Origin of the sequence: Rhizobium sp. JAB6 (assembly GCF_003024605.1) — a bacterium.
Taxonomy (GTDB): domain Bacteria; phylum Pseudomonadota; class Alphaproteobacteria; order Rhizobiales; family Rhizobiaceae; genus Rhizobium.
In genome coordinates, this window is record NZ_PYJQ01000009.1 from 1,144,700 (window position 1) to 1,165,956 (window position 21,257).

Annotated in this window: 22 protein-coding genes; 9 read left to right on the top strand and 13 right to left on the bottom strand. The window is 60.3% G+C overall.

Annotated elements, in window-relative coordinates:
• Nucleotides 1–3 precede the first annotated feature (3 nt).
• The 5 genes from C7U61_RS15605 to C7U61_RS15625 all read right to left on the bottom strand — a co-directional run bounded on the left by C7U61_RS15605 (nt 4) and on the right by C7U61_RS15625 (nt 5,773).
• Nucleotides 4–402 (bottom strand): proton-translocating transhydrogenase family protein, encoded by a 399-nt coding sequence (locus tag C7U61_RS15605; protein ID WP_106998921.1) that lies wholly within the window; start codon nt 400–402, stop codon nt 4–6.
• A 1-nt stretch (nt 403) separates the two neighbouring features.
• The gene (locus C7U61_RS15610) at nt 404–1,567 is read right to left on the bottom strand and encodes a Re/Si-specific NAD(P)(+) transhydrogenase subunit alpha (protein WP_106998922.1); all 1,164 of its coding nucleotides are present in this window, start codon (nt 1,565–1,567) and stop codon (nt 404–406) included.
• A 110-nt stretch (nt 1,568–1,677) separates the two neighbouring features.
• The gene (locus tag C7U61_RS15615; RefSeq protein WP_106998923.1) at nt 1,678–1,902 is read right to left on the bottom strand and encodes an aa3-type cytochrome c oxidase subunit IV; all 225 of its coding nucleotides are present in this window, start codon (nt 1,900–1,902) and stop codon (nt 1,678–1,680) included.
• A gap of 220 nt (nt 1,903–2,122) precedes the next feature.
• On the bottom strand, nt 2,123–4,438 hold the full coding sequence (locus tag C7U61_RS15620; RefSeq protein ID WP_106998924.1) for an EAL domain-containing protein: 2,316 nt from the start codon (nt 4,436–4,438) through the stop codon (nt 2,123–2,125).
• A gap of 228 nt (nt 4,439–4,666) precedes the next feature.
• The gene (locus C7U61_RS15625; protein WP_106998925.1) at nt 4,667–5,773 is read right to left on the bottom strand and encodes a TRAP transporter substrate-binding protein; all 1,107 of its coding nucleotides are present in this window, start codon (nt 5,771–5,773) and stop codon (nt 4,667–4,669) included.
• Between the two features lie 289 nt (nt 5,774–6,062).
• Here C7U61_RS15625 and C7U61_RS15630 point away from each other — a divergent pair, with 289 nt between their 5' ends.
• Entirely contained in the window at nt 6,063–6,851 is a 789-nt protein-coding gene (locus C7U61_RS15630; protein ID WP_106998926.1) for a gamma-glutamyl-gamma-aminobutyrate hydrolase family protein, read from the top strand.
• Here the strand turns inward: C7U61_RS15630 and C7U61_RS15635 are convergent, their stop codons facing one another.
• From C7U61_RS15635 to C7U61_RS15645, 3 genes are all read right to left on the bottom strand, one after another.
• On the bottom strand, nt 6,852–7,820 hold the full coding sequence (locus tag C7U61_RS15635) for a 2-hydroxyacid dehydrogenase (protein ID WP_106998927.1): 969 nt from the start codon (nt 7,818–7,820) through the stop codon (nt 6,852–6,854).
• Between the two features lie 41 nt (nt 7,821–7,861).
• A complete protein-coding gene (locus tag C7U61_RS15640) occupies nt 7,862–8,881 on the bottom strand; it encodes a LacI family DNA-binding transcriptional regulator (protein WP_106998928.1) in 1,020 nt (339 codons plus the stop codon).
• A gap of 118 nt (nt 8,882–8,999) precedes the next feature.
• Nucleotides 9,000–9,512 carry a MarR family winged helix-turn-helix transcriptional regulator gene (locus tag C7U61_RS15645; protein ID WP_106998929.1) on the bottom strand — a complete coding sequence of 171 codons (513 nt, stop codon included), beginning with the start codon at nt 9,510–9,512 and terminating at the stop codon, nt 9,000–9,002.
• 86 nt (nt 9,513–9,598) lie between these two features.
• Between C7U61_RS15645 and C7U61_RS15650 the strand changes: the two genes are divergently transcribed.
• From C7U61_RS15650 to cysE, 4 genes are all read left to right on the top strand, one after another.
• Nucleotides 9,599–10,390, top strand: a complete 792-nt coding sequence (locus C7U61_RS15650) for a creatininase family protein (RefSeq protein WP_106998930.1) — start codon at nt 9,599–9,601, stop codon at nt 10,388–10,390.
• Between the two features lie 140 nt (nt 10,391–10,530).
• A complete protein-coding gene (locus C7U61_RS15655; RefSeq protein WP_106998931.1) occupies nt 10,531–11,625 on the top strand; it encodes a GTP-binding protein in 1,095 nt (364 codons plus the stop codon).
• Nucleotides 11,625–12,614, top strand: a complete 990-nt coding sequence (locus C7U61_RS15660; RefSeq protein ID WP_106998932.1) for a WD40 repeat domain-containing protein — start codon at nt 11,625–11,627, stop codon at nt 12,612–12,614. Before C7U61_RS15655 ends, C7U61_RS15660 begins: the two co-directional genes overlap by 1 nt.
• Before the next feature lie 77 nt (nt 12,615–12,691).
• Nucleotides 12,692–13,507, top strand: coding sequence for a serine O-acetyltransferase (cysE, locus tag C7U61_RS15665; protein WP_106998933.1), 816 nt, complete (start codon nt 12,692–12,694; stop codon nt 13,505–13,507).
• Nucleotides 13,508–13,660: 153 nt separating this feature from the next.
• Here the strand turns inward: cysE and C7U61_RS15670 are convergent, their stop codons facing one another.
• Nucleotides 13,661–14,251: an N-acetyltransferase gene (locus C7U61_RS15670; RefSeq protein ID WP_106998934.1), complete on the bottom strand. Its 591-nt coding sequence runs from the start codon at nt 14,249–14,251 to the stop codon at nt 13,661–13,663.
• A gap of 94 nt (nt 14,252–14,345) precedes the next feature.
• Nucleotides 14,346–15,479 (bottom strand): ornithine/lysine decarboxylase, encoded by a 1,134-nt coding sequence (gene odc2 / locus C7U61_RS15675; RefSeq protein WP_106998935.1) that lies wholly within the window; start codon nt 15,477–15,479, stop codon nt 14,346–14,348.
• Between the two features lie 529 nt (nt 15,480–16,008).
• On the opposite strand from odc2, the gene C7U61_RS15680 reads away from it, so the two are divergent.
• The 3 genes from C7U61_RS15680 (at nt 16,009) to C7U61_RS15690 (ending at nt 18,759) form a co-directional block, all read left to right on the top strand.
• Entirely contained in the window at nt 16,009–16,902 is an 894-nt protein-coding gene (locus tag C7U61_RS15680; RefSeq protein ID WP_106998936.1) for a LysR family transcriptional regulator, read from the top strand.
• A 91-nt stretch (nt 16,903–16,993) separates the two neighbouring features.
• Nucleotides 16,994–17,653: a DUF1007 family protein gene (locus tag C7U61_RS15685; RefSeq protein WP_181315854.1), complete on the top strand. Its 660-nt coding sequence runs from the start codon at nt 16,994–16,996 to the stop codon at nt 17,651–17,653.
• Nucleotides 17,647–18,759: a nickel/cobalt transporter gene (locus C7U61_RS15690; RefSeq protein ID WP_106998938.1), complete on the top strand. Its 1,113-nt coding sequence runs from the start codon at nt 17,647–17,649 to the stop codon at nt 18,757–18,759. Before C7U61_RS15685 ends, C7U61_RS15690 begins: the two co-directional genes overlap by 7 nt.
• 33 nt (nt 18,760–18,792) lie before the next feature.
• On the opposite strand, the gene C7U61_RS15695 is transcribed toward C7U61_RS15690, so the two are convergent.
• From C7U61_RS15695 to C7U61_RS15705, 3 genes are all read right to left on the bottom strand, one after another.
• A complete protein-coding gene (locus tag C7U61_RS15695) occupies nt 18,793–19,014 on the bottom strand; it encodes a hypothetical protein (protein WP_181315855.1) in 222 nt (73 codons plus the stop codon).
• An 80-nt stretch (nt 19,015–19,094) separates the two neighbouring features.
• Entirely contained in the window at nt 19,095–19,808 is a 714-nt protein-coding gene (locus C7U61_RS15700; protein ID WP_106998940.1) for a tellurite resistance TerB family protein, read from the bottom strand.
• Nucleotides 19,809–19,941: 133 nt separating this feature from the next.
• Nucleotides 19,942–20,580, bottom strand: a complete 639-nt coding sequence (locus C7U61_RS15705; protein WP_106998941.1) for a 2-dehydro-3-deoxy-phosphogluconate aldolase — start codon at nt 20,578–20,580, stop codon at nt 19,942–19,944.
• Between the two features lie 159 nt (nt 20,581–20,739).
• Between C7U61_RS15705 and C7U61_RS15710 the strand changes: the two genes are divergently transcribed.
• On the top strand, nt 20,740–21,225 hold the full coding sequence (locus C7U61_RS15710; protein WP_106999128.1) for a CYTH domain-containing protein: 486 nt from the start codon (nt 20,740–20,742) through the stop codon (nt 21,223–21,225).
• The last annotated feature ends 32 nt before the right edge of the window (nt 21,226–21,257 follow it).

Here is a 21,257-nt window from a genome sequence, read left to right on the forward strand (position 1 = left end):
TCCTCACTTGTCCTTCTTCTTGTACATCGCCAGCATGCGCTGGGTGACAAGGAAGCCGCCGACGATATTGACCGAAACGAGCACAAGCGCCACGAAACCGAAGCCGGTGGCGAGACCGCTTGCGGAAATTCCCACGGCCAGCAGCGCGCCGACGACGATGACCGAGGAAATGGCGTTCGTGACCGCCATCAGCGGCGTATGCAAAGCCGGCGTCACCGACCATACGACATAGTAGCCGACGAAAATCGCCAGCACGAAAATCGCCAGCTGGAAGACGAAGGGATCGATTGCCCCGCCCGTTGCCGCGCTCACAGCCTCCGGGGCCTGCGCTGCGGCGGCCGTGACGGCGTTAACGGCATCATGCAGTTGCTGGAGTGCCTGGTCCATCGCTTGGCTGGCCATCTCAGAGGTCTCCCTTCTTGATCGTCGGCTGGTCGGGATCGACGAAATTCGGGTTCACGACCTCGCCACCGTCGGTCAGCATCGTGGCCTTGATCAGCTCATCGGTGCGGTTGAGGGCGAGGCTCTTCGTATCCTTGTCGACCATCGTCTCCAGGAAGGTGACGAGATTCTTGGCATAGAGAGCCGACGCGCTGGCCGCGATCCGGCCGGCCATGTTGGGATAGCCGACCACCCGGACCCCTTCGACCTCGGCGACCTTGCTATATTCCGCGCCCTCGATATTGCCGCCACGCTCCACGGCCAGATCGACGGCGACGGCGCCAGCGCGCATCGCCTTCAGCATGTCGCGCCCGACGAGGCGCGGCGCCGGCCGGCCGGGGATCAGTGCCGTGGTGATGATGATGTCCTGCTTGGCAATATGATCGGAGACGAGAGCTGCCTGCTTGGCTTGATACTCCCTCGACATCTCCTTGGCATAGCCGCCGGCGGTCTCGGCCGCCTTGAACTCCTCGTCCTCGACCGCGATGAATTTTGCGCCGAGCGAGGCGACCTGTTCCTTCGCAGCCGGACGAACGTCGGTCGCGGAGACCTGCGCACCGAGACGCCGCGCGGTGGCGATCGCCTGCAGGCCGGCAACCCCTGCCCCCATGACGAACACCTTCGCTGCCGGCACCGTGCCAGCCGCCGTCATCATCATCGGCAGAGCCCGATCATAAACGGTTGCAGCCTCGATGACGGCCTGATAGCCGGCGAGGTTTGCCTGCGACGACAGGACGTCCATCGACTGCGCGCGGGTGATGCGCGGCATCAGTTCCATGGCGAAGCTCGTCAGCCCGGCACGCGCCATCTCGGCGAGCGCAGCCTCATTGCCATAGGGATCCATGATGGCGATGACGATGGCGCCGCTCTTGTAGCCCGAGATCTCCTCGCTGGTCGGACGTCTCACCTTGAGGATGACATCCGCCGCCTTCGCATCCTTGATCAAGCCGATCCGGGCGCCTGCAGCCTCATATTCGGCATCCGGGATGCGCGATAAGGCGCCCGCACCCGCTTCGACCACCACGTCGAAACCGAGGCTCCTCATCTTCTTTACCGTTTCGACGGAGGCCGCAACACGTGTCTCGTCGGCCAAGCTTTCCTTGGCTATGAAAACAAGATTGCTCAACGACAACACCTCGCATCAGACGGCGCCGCTTCAGAATGCAGCGGCGCTGTGGTCTGCAGAATGATGGGAAAGCGTGGGCGATCGACCCGGCATCGGTCAGCGCTGCAATATCAGCGCAACAGGACGATGCTGGCGATGGTCAGAACGATGAATATCAGGATGCCGCCGAGAAAGCCGGCGTGACCGAAGAAACCAGCCGCCATAGCGATCAGCAGGGACGCGACGATCGCAGACCCGACTTTGGCCCCTGAGATGAAAAGATTGTAGGTCTTCTCATGCTCCTTGTAGTCCATCGGAGCACCCACTTCAGCAGGTCCAGTGTGATGTTCGGCCATTCAGAAATCTCCCCTCAATCCTCTCCGCGACAAACGTTCTAGACTGCCGGCCGGAGTTCATCCTCAAAAGCTGCGATATCCTGCCAGGGGATACCGCAATCAATTTTCCTCCACCGAGGCGTTACACAAAGCGAGGAAAAATGCAATGCACGAGAAGGTCGCAGGTGGCAGGCCGATCGAATTGCCCAAGGATTTCCAAATGCCACCGCGCCGCCGCCGGCTATCTCACGGTCTCGGGCGGCAGGAGCCTACCGGCTCCCGGCTGCCGCCTGTTGAGACTGGCGACCTTCTCGACGACTTGCTCCTGGGCTATCGGAGGGGAAAATACATAACCCTGAATGATATCGGCCAGGTTCCGCTCGACGACCAATGCCAGCTGCTCCAGTGTCTCGACGCCTTCGATCACTACATGCAGGCTGAGGGCGCGGGAAAGGTCGACGATGCCGCACAGCAGCTTGAACCGACGGCTGTTCGTGGTGATGTCGCGAACGAAGGACCGATCGATCTTCACAACATCCACCGGCAGCGTATCGAGGTAGCTGAGACTGGAAAATCCCGTTCCGAAATCGTCGATAGCGATCGTGATGCCCCTGACCCGCAGATCCTCGAGGATTGAGCGTACCGTTGCCATCTCGTCCATCAGGCAGCTTTCGGTGACTTCGAGATGCAGGCGGGACGGTTCCAATCCCGAGGTCTCGAGCGCCGCCATGACGGTTGTGACAATCTCTTCGCTACGCAGATCCTGCGCCGAGAGATTGACGGAAACGGCGAGTGGCGCCGGCCATGAAGCACAATCCTTGCAGGCCTGATTGACCATGAAACGGGTGATGCCGGCAACGATACCTATTTCCTCCGCCACCTGCACGAAAAGATCGGGCGGGATCGAACCCTTTTCCGGGTGAATCCAGCGCGCAAGCGCCTCGCAGCTTTCAATGCGGGAGCCATCCGGCGTGTACATCGGCTGATAGACGGCCTGAAGCCTGCCGGCCTCCACCGCCTCGCGCAAGTCGTCCTTCAGCTTCTGCCGCTCGACATAGCGTGCGTCCATTTCCTGCTCGAAGGCACTGCAGCCGCCCCTCGTCCTGGATTTCGCTTCGAAGAGTGCGAGATCGACCTTGATCTGCCACTCCTCCGGGCGGAATTCCCGGCTGGGCATGGTCATATACCCGCCGCTGACGGAAACCCGAAAGCTGCTGCCTTGCGCGTTATAGGTGCCGGCCATTGCCGCGTGGAGGGCGCGGATGCGGTCATCGATATCCGGAACATCGTCCTCATTCGGAAAGAACAGCACGAATTGATCGCCGATAAGACGAGCGGCAAGCGCCGTCGTGCCGGCAAGCTCTTTCAGACGCTCGGCTATGGCAACCAGCAGACGGTCCCCCGCGACGTGCCCTTTGGTATCGTTGACATGTTTGAAGTCATCGATATCCAGAACCAGAATGCCGATGCGGCTTTCCCGATTGCGCGCCGCCAGCTTTTCCTTGACCTGCTCCAGGAAATACTCGCGGTTCGGCAGCCCGGTCAAAGGGTCGTAGCGCACCATATGCAGGATCTTGCGCTCAGCGCGAATACGCGCCGTCACGTCTTCGAAGATCAGGATGACGATCCCGTCGGCGCGCCGGCTGGCCGAAAATTCCAGGAACTGATCCTCCTTGAATTGAATGAGGGTCCGGGAGAGCGTACCGCTGACGAGCTGTGTCAACTGCCGCTGAATGAGCCCGGGAAGCGATCCGTCGATAAAGGCATGACGGGCGCCATAGCGTAGAACGACGTCGAATTCGCAATCCTTGAGTCGCTGCGGATCGGCGAAATTGAGGAGCTCGCATGCCTTCCGATTGACGACTAGGATCCGATTTTGGGCGTCCAGCATGAACAGCCCATGCGTCATATTGTTGAGCGCGGTGTCGAACCTGTCGGCCATCAACGATATCTCGCGCGAGGCGACAATGTTCTTGTAGAGAAATTCGCGCATGCCATTTGCCATTGCCCGCGTCGTCAGTCCGAACGGAATGAGCATGAGGGACGCGATTCCCTTGTAAAGCTCCTGCGACAGCAGGCAGGCAATGACGATCGGCACGCAACAGGCCAGAATCTGGAGATCGATCGCACGAGGTGAACCGTAGTTGCGGCCGACGATCGACACCATCGAGGCCATCGTGACGGCGACGCAGATGAATTCCGCCAGCGGATTGCGCAGAATGAGGATGGCATAAGCGCTTCCGATGCCGAGAATGGCGGCCGTCGCCGCGGCGCCGATGACATAGCGTGTTTCCCAGCTGGCTATATCGGCGCGCGAAAGACCATTCTTGTCTGCTGCGTCGAACAGCCGGAACAAATTGATCCGCAAGCCAAAGACGACGGCAAACCCCACGCATAAAGCCAGAAAGATGCTGGCCTGTGTGCTCAGAAAAACGATGACATATGTGAGGATATGAACGAATACGCCCGTAAAGAGCGTTTTCCGGTTTCCGAAAAGCGAGCTGACAAACGACAGATAAACATCCGTCGGCACGGTGTCCGGGCTTGGAGGCTTCATTCAGACTTCCCCTGATGCGGCGGACACCCTAGGGGAAACCCTTTAAAATTTACTTGCCCAAACTGAGCCCGTTTGGAAAGACTTTTCAATCAAACCGGCAGCTTAAGTTGAAGCCGGATTATGATCAACGCTCCGCTGGCGTAATGATTCCTGATAGTCCTTGCTCTGACGTGCGATTTAACATCCCGTAAAGAGAACGATATATCCACAAAGACTTATGAAATACGATTACAGCTTACCCGCCCGCTGCTGGATCATCATGAAGGTATCGAATGTATACTCGGAAAGCTGCATCCAAAGATATGCATCCTTCTTGTAGGCAACTTGGTCCTCGTAAATGCGCTTGAAATAATCATTGGATTTGGAGAGATCGGCATAAAGCGCGCCGGCTGCCTGGAAACAGGCTTCCATGATCTCCTGGCTGAAGGGCCTGAGTGTCACGCCTTGCGTTACGATATCCTTCAGCGCCTGAGGATTTTTGACGTCGTATTTCGCCAGCATGTTGGTATTGGCGAAGGCGCACGCATCGCCGAGGATCGCCTGATAAGGCTTCGGCAGGGCATTCCATTTCTCCAGGTTGAAGAAGGCATGCACCACGGCACCGCCCTCCCACCAGCCCGGATAATAGTAATATTTAGCGATCTTCTGCAGCCCGAGCTTCAGGTCGTCATAGGGGCCGACCCATTCGACCGCGTCGATCGTGCCCTTGCTCAGCGCATCGTATATGCCGTTGACCGGAATATCCTGCTGCGGCGCCACGCCGATCTTCTCGATCACCTTGCCGGCAAGGCCGGCGATGCGCATCTTCAACCCTTTGAGATCGTCGAGCGTATTGATTTCCTTGCGGAACCACCCGCCCATCTGCGCGCCGGTGTTGCCCGCAGGCAGTCCTAAAATGCCCTGCGTCGCATAGAACTCGTTCATCAGCTTGTTGCCGTTGCCCTGGTAGAACCAGGCATTGGTCAGCCGGGCATTGAGACCGAAGGGCAGCGCCGTGCCGATGGCATAGGTCGGATCCTTTTGCCAGAAATAATAGGAGCAGGTGTGCGCAGCATCGACGGAGCCGGCGCTGACCGCGTCTGCCGCCTGGGCACCGGGAACGATCTCCCCCGCCTCGTAGGTCTGGATGACGAAATTGCCGTTGGTCGCGTCGGAAACATGCGCGGCAATATCCTCCGCGCCGCCATAGATCGTGTCCAGGCTTTTCGGGAACGAAGAGGTCATCCTCCAGGTGATCTTCGGATATTCCTGGGCAAGGGCCGGGCTCGCAAGCGCGGAAGCGGCAGCACCTGCGCCAACAGCGCCCGCCCGCGTGATAAAGGAACGGCGATCCATCGAATTCTCCCATACGGACAGCATTGCTGGGGACAGCGCCCCCAGTCACGGCGCAAGCGATAGAGCTAACCATGCCGCACACGGTCTTTCAAGTTTGCTCTCGCATCGCATTATGGCGATTCCTGTACATCCGCACGACGAGCTGAAACAAAGCCTTATGAAAACTTCTGCGCGTTGCCGGCCGGACCGTCTTCGCGTAAATTCATGGAGCAAAAATCCGCCCTGGGATTGACATCATGATCGTCCAGAGGTCCACCATACAACCGTTTCGCCCTTTCCGGAGCCTCGAATGTCCAGACCCATCATCGCCATTCCCGCCGATATCCGCGAGTTCGATGGCGCCGCCTGGCATGCGGTGCAGCAGCAATATGTCCGCGCGGCGGTCAAAGCGGCGGGATTGATGGCACTGATCGTTCCCGCGCTGGAGGACGGCAACGATGCGGATGCCATTCTCGACCGGGTGGACGGGCTCCTCGTTTCCGGTTCGGCGACCAATGTGCATCCATCTCTCTATGGAAAAGAGGCAAAGGATAGCGACGGCCCCTTCGATCCGGCGCGCGACGCGACGTCGCTGCCGCTCATCCGCCGTGCGATCGACCGCGCCGTTCCCATGCTCGCCATCTGCCGCGGCATTCAGGAGCTGAACGTCGCGCTTGGGGGCACGCTGGCAGGCGAAATCCAGGACCAGCCGGGCATATGGGATCATCGCAAGCCGCCGAATGTCGATCGCGATACGATGTATTCCATCCGCCAGAGCGTCTTCGTCAAGGAAGGCTCCTGCATCGCCCGGGTGGTCGGGCCAGGTGAAGTGCGTGTCAATTCGCTGCATCGTCAGGCGATCGCCGATACGGCGCCGAGACTGCAGGTGGAAGCGCTGGCCGAGGACGGCACGATCGAGGCCGTCTCCGTCATTGGCGCCAAGGCCTTTGCCGTCGGCGTGCAATGGCATCCGGAATATTGGGCGGAAACGGATTCGCCGTCGCTGAAACTCTTCACCGCCTTCGGCGATGCCGTGCGCGATTATGCGGCTGGCAGGGAGCGGCCTGCGGTCGCTCCATATCCGCAAAAAGCCGTGTGATCAGCCTCGCGGCTTGACCGGCGTTTCCGGCACCGGCGTCACAGGCTCACCCTTGGCGAACCATTCGATGATGTTAGCGGCAACGAGATCGGCCATGGCATCGCGCGTCGGCACCGAGGCGGAAGCCACATGCGGCAGCAGCGAAACATTCGGCAGCGAGAGATATCCGGCCGGGACATTGGGCTCGTCGTAGAAGACGTCGAGGCCGGCGGCGCCCAGTGTGCCGTTGCCGAGGGCTGTTATCAGCGCATCATCATCGACGGACCAGCCGCGGCCGACATTGATGAACACGCCCTGCGGCCCAAGCGCCGAAAGGATTTCGGCATTGATGACCTTATGCGTCTCCGCCGTCTTCGGCACGATGGAGATCAGCGTGTCCACCGAGTGCGCCATCTCCTTCAGCGTCGGATAGTAGTCATAGGGCAACGAATCGCGCGGCGTACGCGTGTGATAGCCGATCGTCACCTTGAACGGCTCCAGCCGTCTCGCGATCTCGAGGCCGATGCGGCCGAGACCATTGATGCCGATGCGGCGCCCCCTCATCGAAAAGGGGGAGAGCGGGAACGCTCCTTCCTTCGCCCAACGCCCCTCGCGCAGCCAGTTCTCCGCCTTCGGAAACCGTCGCAGCGTGTTCAGCAGCAAGGCAATCGCGGTATCTGCGACCTCGTCATTCAGCACGTCGGGCGTATTGGTGACGACGATGCCCTTGGACGCGGCGTGCTTGACGTCGACGCCATCATAACCGACGCCGAAATTGGCGATGACTTCGAGATTGGGAAAGGCATCGATCCAGCCCGTGTCGAAGCCGCCCGCAACGGCAACGCCCCGGATGCGGGCCGCGGTTTGCGCATCGACCTTCGGGCCGCCATCGCGTTCGACAGAGACGATATCGAACTGTTTCCCTAGTCTTTCGAGGACACGCGGATGTATCTTCCCCGGAACGAGGACGGCGATGCGGTTATCGGACATGAATCTTTCCTCTTGAGAGACAGTTCGGCGCCGAACCGCTGCTAGCGAGCTTTATAGGGCGCCGTCGATTGGCGGATGCGCATTTCCGGCTTGATCAGATGAATACCGTCCGGTTCATGGCTTCCTGCCAACCTATCCAAAAGCGCGCGCGCTGCAAGCCTTCCGACCTCGGCCTGACCGTTCCAGACGGTAGTCAGCGCCGGGGTTGCGATGGCCGCCTCTTCCAGATCGTCATAGCCGGTGACCGAGATGTCTCGCCCGGGGACGAGACCGGCACGCGAAATGCCGTTCATGAGGCCGATGGCGACCAGATCGTTCCAGCAGACGGCGGCGGTCGGCTTCTGCGGCAGCGACAGGAAATGCACCGCCGCCTCGAAGCCGCCCTGCTTGGAACGGGCGCCGGGGATGCGCAGATCTGGATCGACCTCGATGCCCGCCTTGCGCAGCGCATTCACATAGCCCTGATAGCGGTCGCGTCCGGTCGAGGTCTGATCGGTGCCGCCGATCATGGCAATGGAGCGGTGACCGAGGCTGATCAGGTGGTTGGTTGCAAGCGAGATCCCGTAACTGTCGTCACCGCGAAAGGTCGGCAGGTCCAGCGCTTCGATCTGTCGCGCGACGAGGATGGCCGGCATGCCGTTTTCTTCCGCGAGCTCAAAATCCTCAGGCGGTGTCCCGATAGCCGGCGACATGATGACACCGTCGCCGCCGAGCTGCAGCAGTGTTTCGATGAAGGTTCGCTGCTTTTCGACCGAATCATAATGATTGGAAAGGATGAAGGTGTGGCGGCTGCGGTCGAGCTCGCTTTCGATCGCCTTCAGGATTTCTCCGTAGAAAGGGTTCATGATGTCATGAACGACGACACCGATGATCCCGGACCGGGATGTCCTGAGACTTGCCGCCCGGCGATTGTAGATATAGCCCAGCGCGCGGGCCTGGTCCTTGATCTTCTCTCGCGTATTGACCGCAACCAGCGGACTGTCGCGCAGGGCCAAAGATACCGTTGCCGTTGAAATGCCCAGCGTTTCCGCAATCGTAGAAAGCTTTATCTTTTGCGCCACGCGCGCCCTCCCCGTGAAACGCAGCCGTAACATATTCCGTTCGTTTTACGATTCCGGAATTTAAAATCTTTAATTAAAAGCTTTAATCACGCCGCGCAACACGAATTCTCGGGGATCCTCAGAATTCGTCTTCATCCTCGCCGTCATCGCCGGCCTGGAGATTATGCTCGATCGTCTTGAGCAGGCGCACGAGCGAGCGGATATCTTTTTCCGAGAAGCCGCGGGTCGCAAGCTCATCGCAGCTCGCCGCCGAACTCTCGATCTCGCTGACGCTGTTTCGCCCTGCTTCCGTCAAATAGACCTTGGTCAGGCGGGCATCGTCGGCGTCCGGCCGCCGTTCGACGAAACCTTGTGCCTCCATGCGGCCGATCGTGCGCGTCATGGTCGGCGCCTTGACCCCGAGCTTTTGCGCCAGGGTGCCGGCCGGGAGACCATCGCTTGCCGCCAGGGCCAGAATGACGCCGTCCTGCCCGGCATAGAGACCGCTCGCCGTCAGGCTGCGTGTCATCACCGTGCGCATGGACCGTGCCGCCTGCGTCAAGGCAGGCGACAGATCGGCAAGCGTGTAGTCCCGGTGATCCTTCTTCTTACCCGACTTACTTTTCTTCCCCACCTTGTTCTTTTTGCCCATCGTGATTCCGTTGACCTTTTCGCCGCTAAGTCATCACGCTATGACATTGCGCAGGTTACTGACATAAACAAGAGGTACATCCTCAGATGGCGCATCCTTTGCCATGTTTCGATGACAATGATGAAACATTGACACCCGAAGAGCGAAGAAAATGGATCGCCGTGCTGCCGCTTGGCGCCTATGAGCAACACGGTCCACACCTGCCGTTCGAAACCGATGCGCTCATTGCCCAGGGAATCGTCTCACGCCTCAAGGTTGCCTTGCCGGCAAACCTGCCGGTCACGTTTCTCGCCGTCGAGCCGGTTGGATATTCCATCGAGCATATGGATGTCGCCGGTACCCGGACGCTAACTTTCGATGAAGCTGTTCGGCGGTGGCTCGGTATTGCCGAGCAGATGAACAATCTCGGCATCCGCAAATTCCTCATGCTGAATGCCCATGGCGGCAACTCGCCGCTGATGACCATCGTGGCGGCCGAAGCGCGCGCGCGCTTCGACATGCTGGCGGTCGCAACCAGCTGGACGCGTTTCGGCGTGCCGAACGGGCTGATCGCGCCCGACGAGAAGGCCATCGACATTCATGGCGGCGATATAGAGACATCGGTGATGCTCGCCCTCCATCCGGAGAAGGTCGACATGTCGAAGGCGGCGAACTTCCCATCGCGCCAATCGGAGTTCATCGAGCGCTTCAGGCATCTGCGCGCCTACGGCCCTCACGCCTTCGGCTGGAAAATGTCCGATCTGAGCCCGCAAGGCGTCGCGGGCAATGCAGGCGCGGCAACGGCGGAGAAGGGCGAGCGGCTCATCTCGCATGCTGTCGAAGGTCTTGTCGAATTGCTTGAAGATGTCGACAACTTCGATATCTCGACCCTGTCATGAGCGGGCAGCCGGTTCACCTCTCCGCAACCCAATGTGATCTTATAACATATAAAAGCCTTTGAACTGACGTCTCCAACTCCTTATATGGAACGCGACCAATGTCTGCTCCCCGGGGCAACCTTCCATATTTCGAGGCTCCCATGACCGAAACAGCCACGCAAAAGCCCGTTCCCGTCACCGTTCTCACCGGCTATCTCGGCGCCGGCAAGACGACGCTGCTGAACCGCATTCTCTCCGAAAACCACGGCAAGAAATATGCCGTCATCGTCAACGAGTTCGGCGAGATCGGCATCGACAATGATCTCATCGTCGAATCCGACGAAGAAATCTACGAAATGAACAATGGCTGCGTCTGCTGCACCGTTCGCGGCGACCTGATCCGCGTCGTCGAGGGCCTGATGCGCCGCCCCGGCCGTTTTGACGGCATCATCGTCGAAACGACCGGTCTTGCCGATCCGGTTCCTGTCGCGCAGACCTTCTTCATGGACGACGATGTCCGCGCCAAGACCGAACTCGACGCCGTCGTGGCACTCGTGGACGCCAAGCACCTGCCGCTGCGCCTCAAGGATAGCCGCGAGGCCGAAGACCAGATCGCCTTTGCAGACGTCGTCGTCATCAACAAGTCCGATCTCGTCTCTCCGGAAGAGCTGGCCCAGATCGAGGACATCGTTCGCGCCATCAACCCGGCCGCCAGCGTCTACAAGACGACCCGCTCCGGCGTCGAGCTCGCCCGCGTGCTGAACCAGGGCGCCTTCAACCTGGAACGCGCGCTGGAAAACGATCCGCATTTCCTCGAGCACGGGCACGAGGATCACGTCTGCGGTCCGGATTGCGATCATCACCATCACGACCATGATCACGATCACCATCATCATCACGATCATGAGCATCACCACCATGATCATGATCACCACGGCCTGTCGCCGATCCACGACGTCACCGTGCAGTCGGTTTCGCTACGCGGCGGCGAGATGAATCCGGAACGCTTCTTCCCCTGGATCCAGAAGGTCACGCAGACGCAAGGCCCCAATATCCTGCGTCTCAAGGGCATCATCGCTTTCAAGGACGATCCGGAGCGCTACGTCGTTCAGGGCGTGCACATGATCATCGAAGGGGATCATCAGCGCCCCTGGAAGGACGGCGAGAAGCATGAAAGCCGCCTTGTCTTCATCGGCCGCGAGCTCGACCGCGAAAAGCTGGAAGCCAGCTTCAAGGCGTGCGAGGCGTCCGCCTGATGCCGACTGTCGCTCCGCTTGATATCGACGGCCACGTTCTGGCCGTCGAATTTTTAGGTGACACCCCCTTCTTCGCTAGCGCCGCGGGCGCAATCCACCGTCTCGAAGGCGGCGAGAAGGTCACCGAAGCCCATCAGGGAATGCTGACCTGCATCCGCGATCCCTATAGCGAGAGCTTGATTTCGGGCGGCGAGGACGGCAAGGTCCTGCGGATCGCATCCGACGGCAGCACGACGGTACTGGCCGAAGCGCCACGCAAATGGATCGGCCAGGTGGCTGCCGGCCCGCAAGGCGCCGTCGCCTATTCCTATGGCAAAAGCACCTTCGTGCGGCTTTCCGACGGGACGACGAAAGAGTTTCCGGAAGAACGCACGGTCGAAGGCATCGCCTTCGCGCCCAAGGGCCTGCGCATCGCCGTCGCCCGCTATAACGGCGTGTCGCTGCATTGGGTCGGCATGAGCGCGCCGCCGGCCAATCTCGAATGGAAGGGCGCACACACCGGCGTCACCTTCTCGCCGGATGGCCAGTTCATCGTCACCACCATGCAGGAAAACGCCCTGCACGGCTGGAAGATGGACGCGAAGCCCGGCGCCGAAGCCCGCCATATGCGCATGACAGGCTATCCCGCCAAGGTGAAGTCGCTCTCGTGGTCCAATAAAGGCAAATGGCTCGCCTCGTCCGGCGCGCCTGCGGCGATCGTCTGGCCGTTCCAGGGCAAAGACGGCCCGATGGGCAAGGCGCCGCTGGAGCTAGGCACGCGCGCCAACATCATGGCGACCTCGGTGAAATTCCACCCCGTCGAGGATATCCTCGCCATCGGCTTTATCGACGGTATGATCCTTGCAGTTCGCATCGGGGACGCCAAGGAAGCGCTCTTGCGCCGGCCCGGCAAGGGTGCGATCACCTCAATGAGCTGGAGCAAGTCCGGCAAGCTGCTCGCCTTCGCCTCCGAAGCCGGCGATTGCGGCGTCGTGGATATCTCCGGTTAAACCAATTCCAGGAAAAGTGCGCAGCGGTTTTCCGTCCGGAATAGCGTGAAAACAACGAGATGCAGAGAGACAGGATCATGCCTCAGTCAGGAACGGCAATCGCCGAAAATTCTCCTGCCCTAGCCGAAAACGTCTGGGACGTGATCCGTTGCGAAGCCGCCGAACTGGCAGCGCGCGAGCCGACGCTTGCCCCTCTGCTGCGGGCGCAACTGCTTGCCGGAAGCTCCGATGCCGAAAGCCTTGCCAACGTACTGGCCGCCCGCCTTTGCGTCGTCAGGATCGAGCATGGCGATATGCTTTCGTTGCTGTCGGACGTGCTGGCGCGCTATCCCGCCATCCTGCAGGCGACCGAAACGGATCTTGTCGCGGTGCGGACCCGCGACCCCGCCTGCACCACTTACCTGCATGCGCTCCTGAACCTGAAGGGCTTCCATGCCCTGCAGACGCACCGTATCGCCCATGCGCTTTGGACGGAAGGCCGGAAGGAAATTGCGAGCTGGCTTTCCAACCTCGTTTCGCTCGTCTTCGGCCCGGATATCCATCCGGCCGCGATGATCGGCACGTCGATCATGCTCGACCACGGCTCCGGCATCGTCATCGGCGAGACCGCGGTCGTCGAGGATGAGGTGTCGATCCTGCAGAACGTCACGCTCGGCGGCACCGGCAAGGAGAGCGGCGACCGTCACCCGAAGATTCGCCACGGCGTGATGATCGGCGCCGGCGCCAAAATCCTCGGCAACATCGAAATCGGCGCCTTCAGCAAGGTCGCCGCCGGCAGTGTCGTCGTCAAACCCGTTCCGCCGCATTGCACCGTCGCAGGCGTTCCGGCTGCAGTCGTCCGCATCCATCGCGCCGACGAGATTCCAGCCGAGACGATGGATCAGAATATTTAGGCGTGAAGGACTGTGGCGGCCTCGTCTTCGAGGCATTTCCTCGCCGCGCTGATGAACCCGTAGTTCCGGCAAGGCTCCTGCCCTAGCCTCAATGAGAAACGCCTCCGCCCGAATGGACGAAGGCGTGATAGAGCTCAGAACTCTCAGTCCTCTTTAACCAGCCTTTGCTATCGGCGGCTGAGCCAGTTTGCGGCCGCTGGCGACGATCATGCCGGCGGCGCTGTCGAGCCAGCCTTCCTTGAGCTCAAGAGCCAGGAAGCGCTCGCGCTGGAACGGACCCGGCATGACAAGATGGCGCGTCTTTGCGGCAAAGAAGCCGAAACGCTCGTAGTATGGCGCATCGCCCACGAGCAGGATCGCGCCATGACCGCGCTTCTTGGCTTCCAGGATGGCGGCGCGCATCAGTGCCGAGCCGATGCCCTTGCCTTCATGCGCGGGATCGATTGCCAGCGGACCGAGCAGCAGCGCTTCGACTGGGCGCGTTTCGCAGTCGACGCCGGCTTCGATGTTCCAGAGGCGAACCGTGCCGATGACATGGCCGGCACGATCCCGCGCGACCAGCGCAAGACCTTCGGCCGGAACACGGCCCTGGCGCAGCTTTTCCGACGATTTCTTGCGGCGATCGGGACCCATGGCGCGATCCAGCAGGTTTTCGCGCGCAACGACATCGCCTGCATTTTCCAGGTCGAGGGTGAAAGTGGACGGCGCAAAGAATGCGCGGACAGAATCAAGAACAGCGGCCATCTCGGCCTCCCGTGCCCAATACCGTTATCAGCGGTGGTGACGAACTATTGTGAAGGTGCCGCCCCGGCTGGCTACGGGAGCGGCGATATCGGACTCAGATAATGTAAGCCTTCAGCGGATCGAAACCGTTGAACGCCACAGCCGAGTAGGTCGTGGTATAGGCACCAGTGCCTTCGATCAGGACCTCGTCGCCGATGGTGAGCGACACCGGCAGCGGATAGAGGTTCTTCTCGTAAAGCACGTCGGCCGAATCGCAGGTCGGGCCGGCAATGACGCAAGGCTCCATCTCGTCGCCGTCACGCGTCGTGCGGATCGGGTAGCGGATCGCCTCATCCATGGTTTCGGCCAGACCGCCGAACTTGCCGATGTCGAGGAAGACCCAGCGGGCGGCGTCATTGTCCGACTTCTTCGAAATCAGGACGACTTCAGCCTTGATCACGCCGGCATTTCCGACCATGCCGCGGCCCGGCTCGATGATCGTGTGCGGGATCTGGTTGCCGAAATGGGCGCGCAGAGACGCAAAGATCGCCTTGCCATAGGCTTCGGCCGAGGGAACGTCGCGCAGATACTTGGTCGGGAACCCACCGCCCATGTTGACCATCTGCAGGTGGATACCCTGCTTGGCGAGCGAAACGAAGACGCGCTTGGCATCGGCAAGAGCATCGTCCCAGGCATCGACCTTGGTCATCTGCGAGCCGACGTGGAAGGACACGCCGTAGGATTCCAGACCCAGCTGATGAGCGTAGACGAGAACATCGACGGCCATCTGCGGGACGCAGCCGAACTTGCGCGACAGCGGCCATTCGGCGCCTTCACCATCGGTCAAAACGCGGCAGAACACGCGGGCGCCGGGAGCGGCACGGGAAATCTTTTCGACTTCCTCATGGCTGTCGACGGCGAAGAGGTTGATACCGAGTGCATGCGCACGGGCGATATCGCGCTCCTTCTTGATCGTGTTGCCGTAGGAGATGCGTGCCGCCGTTGCGCCGGCATCCAGCGCCATTTCGATTTCGGCGACGGACGCGCAATCGAAGTTGGAGCCGAGGCTTGCGAGGAGGCGCAGCACTTCCGGAGCCGGGTTGGCCTTGACGGCATAATAGATGGCGCTGTCCGGCATGGCATGACGGAAGGCGTGAAAATTGTCGCGGACGACGTCGAGATCGACCACCAGGCAAGGACCGTCCGGACGTCGGGCAGCGAGGAAATCGCGAATACGTTGCGTGGTCATGTCAATTCCCTTTCAAATTCCAAAGGCTCCGGGGAAAACCCAGAGGACAAAGGGCGACGCTCACTCGCTCAGGAACCAGCCGGTGGAGACCCCGGTACCGTGCAAATGCGCGAAGCGCGGATGATGAACGAGTGCCGCAAGCGGCGCTAATTCGCTTTGTCTGCCTTGGATTGGAGGGAATATCCCAACCGCACTTCCGGCAATGAAGGTGTGCCTCTTCAGTATCCCCGGCTGATGGAAAGCCGGGAGAGAACAAAAAGGCCCGCACCGTCGTTGCTTCAGATGTCCTCGCATTTTTCGGTTGGCCGAAATAGCGACTGGAGGGGTTAGTTCCAGGTACCTTACCGATTTTCTCACCACATCGAGGATCGGCGGACACCCACGGGCACGTGCGACTTTGGGCTAATCGGGAAATAGGAACATTCGCCGTAATAATCAAGAAAATTTTTCAGCCATGCCCGAAAAAAATAATTGAACAAATCAAAGCATTTTGTTCAACATCCGGAAACAGTTAGCGGGAGGCTTCGCCATGGATACGTTGACCCGGATTCGCGCCTTTATCGACGTGGTCGAAGCCGAAGGATTTTCGGCGGCCGCACGCAAGACCGGGCGCTCCAAGGCGCTGTTGTCGAAATATGTCCGCGAACTGGAAGACGAGCTCGGCGCGCTCCTCTTGAACCGCACGACGCGCCAATTCTCCATGACGGAGGCCGGCCACACCTATTACCGCACCGCCTCCGATATCCTGAAGGAGATCGACAATCTTGCCGACCTTGTGCGCGAGAACAATCAGCAGCTGAAAGGTCGGCTGCGCGTTTCCGTGCCGCGCACCTTCGCCGATGCGGATGTCGGGCAGTCGCTGATCGACTTCGCCAAGGAAAATCCCGATCTTGCGCTGGAAATTTCCGCCGACGACCGCTTCGTCGACCTGATCGAGGAGGGCTTCGATGTCGCCGTGCGCATCACCAAGCTGGAAGATTCCGGCATGATCGCCCGCAAGATCTCCGACTTCCGCATCCATCTCTGCGCAACCCAGGCATTTCTAGACCGCTATCCGACGCTCGAACATCCGACCGATCTGGCCCAGGTGCCTTTCATCATCGATACCAACACTCGCTCACAGGGCAACATCCGCTTCGTCGATGCCGACAGCACGACCTTCAATGTCGCCATCAACGGCACACTTGAGGTCAACAGCCCGCATGCGACCCTGCGTGCGGCGCTCGCCGATCTCGGCGTTGCCATCGTCCCGGATTTCATCGGCCGCAAGGCGATCGAAAGCGGGCAGCTGTTGACGCTGTTCAACGATTATCTTCCGACCGATCGCGGCATCTACGCCGTCTATCCGCACCGCCGCTATCTCCCGGCAAAGGTACGCATCTTCGTGGATTACCTGCACAACTGGTTCCGCAAGAACGGCTGAACGGCCGCGGTTCCGCCGACCGGTCCCAATTCCGTCTCATTTCCTGACCAGAAAACGAAGTGAATCAATGCTCGCGAAACATATCGGACGCATGAGAAAATCCACGACCGCCTACGCTGTTGCCCTGACCGGCGGCCTTTTGCTCGCGCCGGCCGCAGCATCGGCGCATCCGCATATTTTCGTGGAAGCCCGTCTGGAAGTGCTGGCCGGCCCGGATGGGAACGTGCAGGAACTGCGCAACGTGTGGCGCTTCGACGAAGTATTCTCCTCCTCCGTCCTGATGGATTTCGACAAGAACACCAATCTGAAGCTTGACCCCGACGAGCTGAAGGAGGTCGGCAAGACAGTGCGGGAGTCGCTGGCAGATTACGATTATTATGCGAACCTGACGCTGAATGGCAAAGTGATCAAGATCGACAAGCCCGACGTCATCAATGTCGATTTCCGCGATGGCCAGCTCCTGATGTTCTTCGCCGTCAAACCGGCCGAGCCGATGCCGCTTACCAAGGGCAACAAGCTGAGCTTCGGCATCTACGACCCGACGCTCTATACCTCGATCGATTTCCCGAGCGACAATGAATTGGTGACGGAGGGCGATGCCTTCAAAAGCTGCACACATAAGGTCGTCCGCCCCAATCCGGATGAGGTTATCGCCGAGAACAGGTCGACATTGACGGATGCCTTCTTCAACGATCCGACGGGAACGACCATGTCGAAACTCTTTGCAACGCGGATAGATGTGCAATGCTGATTTCGAGGTTAGGGAAGCTTGTGCCGACCGTAGCTCTCGCCCTCCTGGCGGCAGCCGGTTTTGCCCATGCTGCCGGCTCGCCGCTCGGCATCGGCACCGCCGAGCCGAGCTTCCAGCCGATGGGCGGACCGCTGGCGCCGATCTTCCTCTACGTGAACTACGAACAGCAGGCCTTCTATCGCGCACTCACCAAGTCGATTGAGGCCATGCGCCAGGACCCTTGGCAGCTCTGGACGCTGATCGGCCTTTCCTTCGCCTATGGGATATTCCATGCCGCCGGCCCCGGCCACGGCAAGGCCGTCATCTCCTCCTACATGGTCGCCAATGAGATCGAGCTGAAGCGCGGCATCGGCATTTCCTTCGTCTCCGCACTCATCCAGGGCCTCGTCGCCGTCCTTGTCGTCGGCGCCGCCTATTTCGTCCTACGCGGCTCTGGCATCACCATGACGATGGCCACCAACGCCATGGAGATCACCAGCTTCGTCATGGTCATCCTGTTCGGCAGCTGGCTCCTGTTCCGCAAGCTGCGGGCGATGATACACGGCCGGGCGCAGCATAAGGAAATGCAGCTTGCGACATCGGCCGGGCCGATCAGCCTCTCGCTGTTCGAGGAAGCAGCAACCGGCACTGATTCGGCGAGAGGTTTTGCGCGCAGCAGCGCCGCTATGCCCGCCGCCGGCGGCTATCAATGCTATGATCCCGCCCATACGACTGGCGACGGCGCCTACTGCGAGACCTGCGGCCACGCCCATCTTCCCAATCCGAAGATGCTGTCGAACGAAAAATTCAGTGCCCGCGAGGCCTGGTCTGCCATTGCCGCGGTCGGGCTGCGTCCGTGCTCGGGCGCGCTCCTTGTTATGACCTTCTCGATGCTAAATGGGCTCTATCTTGGCGGCCTGCTATCGGTCCTCGCCATGTCGATCGGCACCGCGCTCACCGTCTCGCTGCTTGCGATCATCGCCGTCTTCGCGAAAGGCACCGCCGTCCGTTTCACCGGCAAGGGCTCGCGGCTTTCGGTTTGGGTCGGCAACGGCATTGAAATTCTCGGCGCGCTGCTCGTGATCGGCACGGGCATCGTCCTGCTCGGCGCCTCGCTGCAGAACTGAGCGATTTTCGAAAGAATTCGGGAGAGCCCTGCCTCAGAGCTTGTCGCCATTGCGCCGCTGATAGCGCGCTCGAAGCCAGAACACGAAGAAGAACGCCAGGATGACCAGGACGCCGAAGCCGGTGCCGAGCCATGGCGAGATCGAGCCGAGCCAGACGATGACATACGGCATCAGGTAAAGCACGGCAGTTGCGACCAGCAAAATGATACCGGCCGCGATCGCCGCCGAACGGGTCTCGCTTTTCTTATCCGTCAATATAGCCATCCCTGACGCCCTGACATGAGTTCCGGCGAAGGCTTAGGCCAGCTGCCGAGGAAAGGCAACCGGCCTATCCGTCAGAGCTGAACTTTGGCGCCGGCAACGGTCGCTTCGATATGATCGACCAGGGCATCCGCGAGACCGAGCCGTCCGGCCAAGAGATCGAGATAGCCACGTTCGGCGCGCGAATCCGGCTCGATCGCCAGCCGCGATGCGGTATAGATCTGCACGCGCTGCTCTTCGGTCTTCGCCGAAGCGACGATGGCATCGAGATCGACGGGATTGGCAAGCTCTCGCTGGAAGAAGGCTTCCGCCTCGGACCCGACACCGGCCTCCTGTACTTTACCAAGAATACGCTGGCGCTCGGAATCGTCGATATGGCCATCGGCACGGGCGGCCGCGATCATGGCCCGCACCAGGGAAAGCGCAAAATCATTGCTGGCAACCGCCGGCGACGTGCTGAAACCGGAATCCGTCGGCGGCGGCAGGAACTGCGGCTCGGCTTGCTGGGCCGATTGCGGCGCCGGCTGCGGCTGATTGCCATCGCGATAATTCTTGTAGGCCTGATAGCCGAGGCCTGCGATGGCGGCGAGCCCGCCGAGCGTCAGCGCATTGCCCGCGATCTGACGACCCGTCTTCGTTCCCAGCAACACGCCGGCAATGGCGCTGGTCGCCATCGGATTGTCCCTAGCAAGATTGATGGCCTGGGTGGCCCTATCTTTCACGGTCCCCTGTACTCCTGGAACCTGCGATCCCAGGAACTGGTCAAGAAGCTTCCGGGCGTCGATCATATGGATGGTCCTCCGTCCTTGTAATGGTGAAGGGGAGATAGGAAGCGCAACCGCAAATACCAATCCACATCATGCAAAAAGGCGCACGGAAAGCTCCACGCGCCTTTGAAATCGAGTTCGATAGGCTCAGGTCTCAGCCCTTGAGCGCTGCTGCCTCTGCGGCAAGCTTGGTGATGCCGGCCCAGTCGCCTGATGCAACCAGCTCCTTCGGCGCCACCCAGGAGCCGCCGACGCAGATGACGTTCGGCAGCGACAGATAGTCATGGGCGTTCTTCAGCGAGATGCCGCCGGTCGGGCAGAAGACCGTGCCTGATAGCGGCGAAGAGAGGGCCTTGAGATAGGAGGCACCGCCGGCCTGCTCGGCTGGGAAGAACTTGAGCACCGTATAGCCCTCCTCCCGCAGCGCCATGACTTCGCTGGCCGTGGCAGCGCCCGGCAGCAGCGGAACGTGCGAGCCTCGCGCAGCATCGAGCAGCTCCTGCGTCGTGCCGGGGCTGACGATGAACTTGGAACCGGCTTCGATGGCCGCATCCCACTGCCTGACGTTGAGGATCGTACCGGCACCGACTTCGGCCCCTTCCACCTCTTCGGCGACAGCGCGGATCGCATCGAGAGCGCCAGCGGTCCGAAGCGTGATCTCGATGGCCTTCAGGCCGCCGGCGACGAGCGCCTGCGCAAGCGGTACGGCCGATTTCGCATCGTCGACGATCAGCACGGGAACGACAGGCTGCAGTTTCAGGATGGAAAGAAGCTTCTCGGTTTTCTCGCCCATGGTCGGTGCGCTCCCTTAAAACGATTGAAATCCGGTTTTCGAATAGCCTTCCCGACGGTGCTTGTCGAGACAAAAGCACGTTTTGGATAGGACGGGTAGGAATTCGTCCTGACATACGATAGTCTGGTGTCATCTGTGCCGGTGGAGCATGTCAAACGCATGGCAAAAGAGATCGAGCGAAAGTTTCTGGTGCGCGGCGATCACTGGCGTGATTGCGTTTCGGAGAGGCTGATCCTGCGGCAGGGATATATTACCTCGATGGCAGACCGTTCCGTGCGCGTACGGTTGACGAACGACACCAAGGCGACCTTGACGATCAAGATCGGCAAGTCGATGACGAGGGACGAATTCGAATACGAGATCCCCGTCGACGAAGCAGAGGAACTGCTGGAAACGGCCATCGGCCTCGTCATCGAGAAGACCCGCCACAAAGTGCAGTTCAAGGGTTTCACCTGGGAAGTGGATGTCTTCCGCGGCACCCATCGCGGCCTCGTTATCGCTGAAGTGGAAATGGACGACGAAAGCGACAATCCGGAACTGCCGGACTGGATCGGACGCGAGGTAACCGGCGAATATCGCTATTCCAACCAGGCCCTGGCGACGCAGTTCGAACGGGAATACGATGAGCTATCGCATACGGCCTGACCGGGCCTTTGATGGTGAGGTGCATAAAGCCG

Coding starts and splice junctions, on each gene's coding strand:
- C7U61_RS15605 (WP_106998921.1), bottom strand. CDS start 402: ATGGCCAGCCAAGCGATGGACCAGGCACTCCAGCAACTGCATGATGCC.
- C7U61_RS15615 (WP_106998923.1), bottom strand. CDS start 1,902: ATGGCCGAACATCACACTGGACCTGCTGAAGTGGGTGCTCCGATGGAC.
- C7U61_RS15620 (WP_106998924.1), bottom strand. CDS start 4,438: ATGAAGCCTCCAAGCCCGGACACCGTGCCGACGGATGTTTATCTGTCG.
- C7U61_RS15625 (WP_106998925.1), bottom strand. CDS start 5,773: ATGGATCGCCGTTCCTTTATCACGCGGGCGGGCGCTGTTGGCGCAGGT.
- C7U61_RS15630 (WP_106998926.1), top strand. CDS start 6,063: ATGTCCAGACCCATCATCGCCATTCCCGCCGATATCCGCGAGTTCGAT.
- C7U61_RS15635 (WP_106998927.1), bottom strand. CDS start 7,820: ATGTCCGATAACCGCATCGCCGTCCTCGTTCCGGGGAAGATACATCCG.
- C7U61_RS15645 (WP_106998929.1), bottom strand. CDS start 9,512: ATGGGCAAAAAGAACAAGGTGGGGAAGAAAAGTAAGTCGGGTAAGAAG.
- C7U61_RS15650 (WP_106998930.1), top strand. CDS start 9,599: ATGGCGCATCCTTTGCCATGTTTCGATGACAATGATGAAACATTGACA.
- C7U61_RS15655 (WP_106998931.1), top strand. CDS start 10,531: ATGACCGAAACAGCCACGCAAAAGCCCGTTCCCGTCACCGTTCTCACC.
- C7U61_RS15660 (WP_106998932.1), top strand. CDS start 11,625: ATGCCGACTGTCGCTCCGCTTGATATCGACGGCCACGTTCTGGCCGTC.
- cysE (WP_106998933.1), top strand. CDS start 12,692: ATGCCTCAGTCAGGAACGGCAATCGCCGAAAATTCTCCTGCCCTAGCC.
- C7U61_RS15670 (WP_106998934.1), bottom strand. CDS start 14,251: ATGGCCGCTGTTCTTGATTCTGTCCGCGCATTCTTTGCGCCGTCCACT.
- odc2 (WP_106998935.1), bottom strand. CDS start 15,479: ATGACCACGCAACGTATTCGCGATTTCCTCGCTGCCCGACGTCCGGAC.
- C7U61_RS15680 (WP_106998936.1), top strand. CDS start 16,009: ATGGATACGTTGACCCGGATTCGCGCCTTTATCGACGTGGTCGAAGCC.
- C7U61_RS15685 (WP_181315854.1), top strand. CDS start 16,994: ATGAGAAAATCCACGACCGCCTACGCTGTTGCCCTGACCGGCGGCCTT.
- C7U61_RS15690 (WP_106998938.1), top strand. CDS start 17,647: ATGCTGATTTCGAGGTTAGGGAAGCTTGTGCCGACCGTAGCTCTCGCC.
- C7U61_RS15700 (WP_106998940.1), bottom strand. CDS start 19,808: ATGATCGACGCCCGGAAGCTTCTTGACCAGTTCCTGGGATCGCAGGTT.
- C7U61_RS15705 (WP_106998941.1), bottom strand. CDS start 20,580: ATGGGCGAGAAAACCGAGAAGCTTCTTTCCATCCTGAAACTGCAGCCT.
- C7U61_RS15710 (WP_106999128.1), top strand. CDS start 20,740: ATGGCAAAAGAGATCGAGCGAAAGTTTCTGGTGCGCGGCGATCACTGG.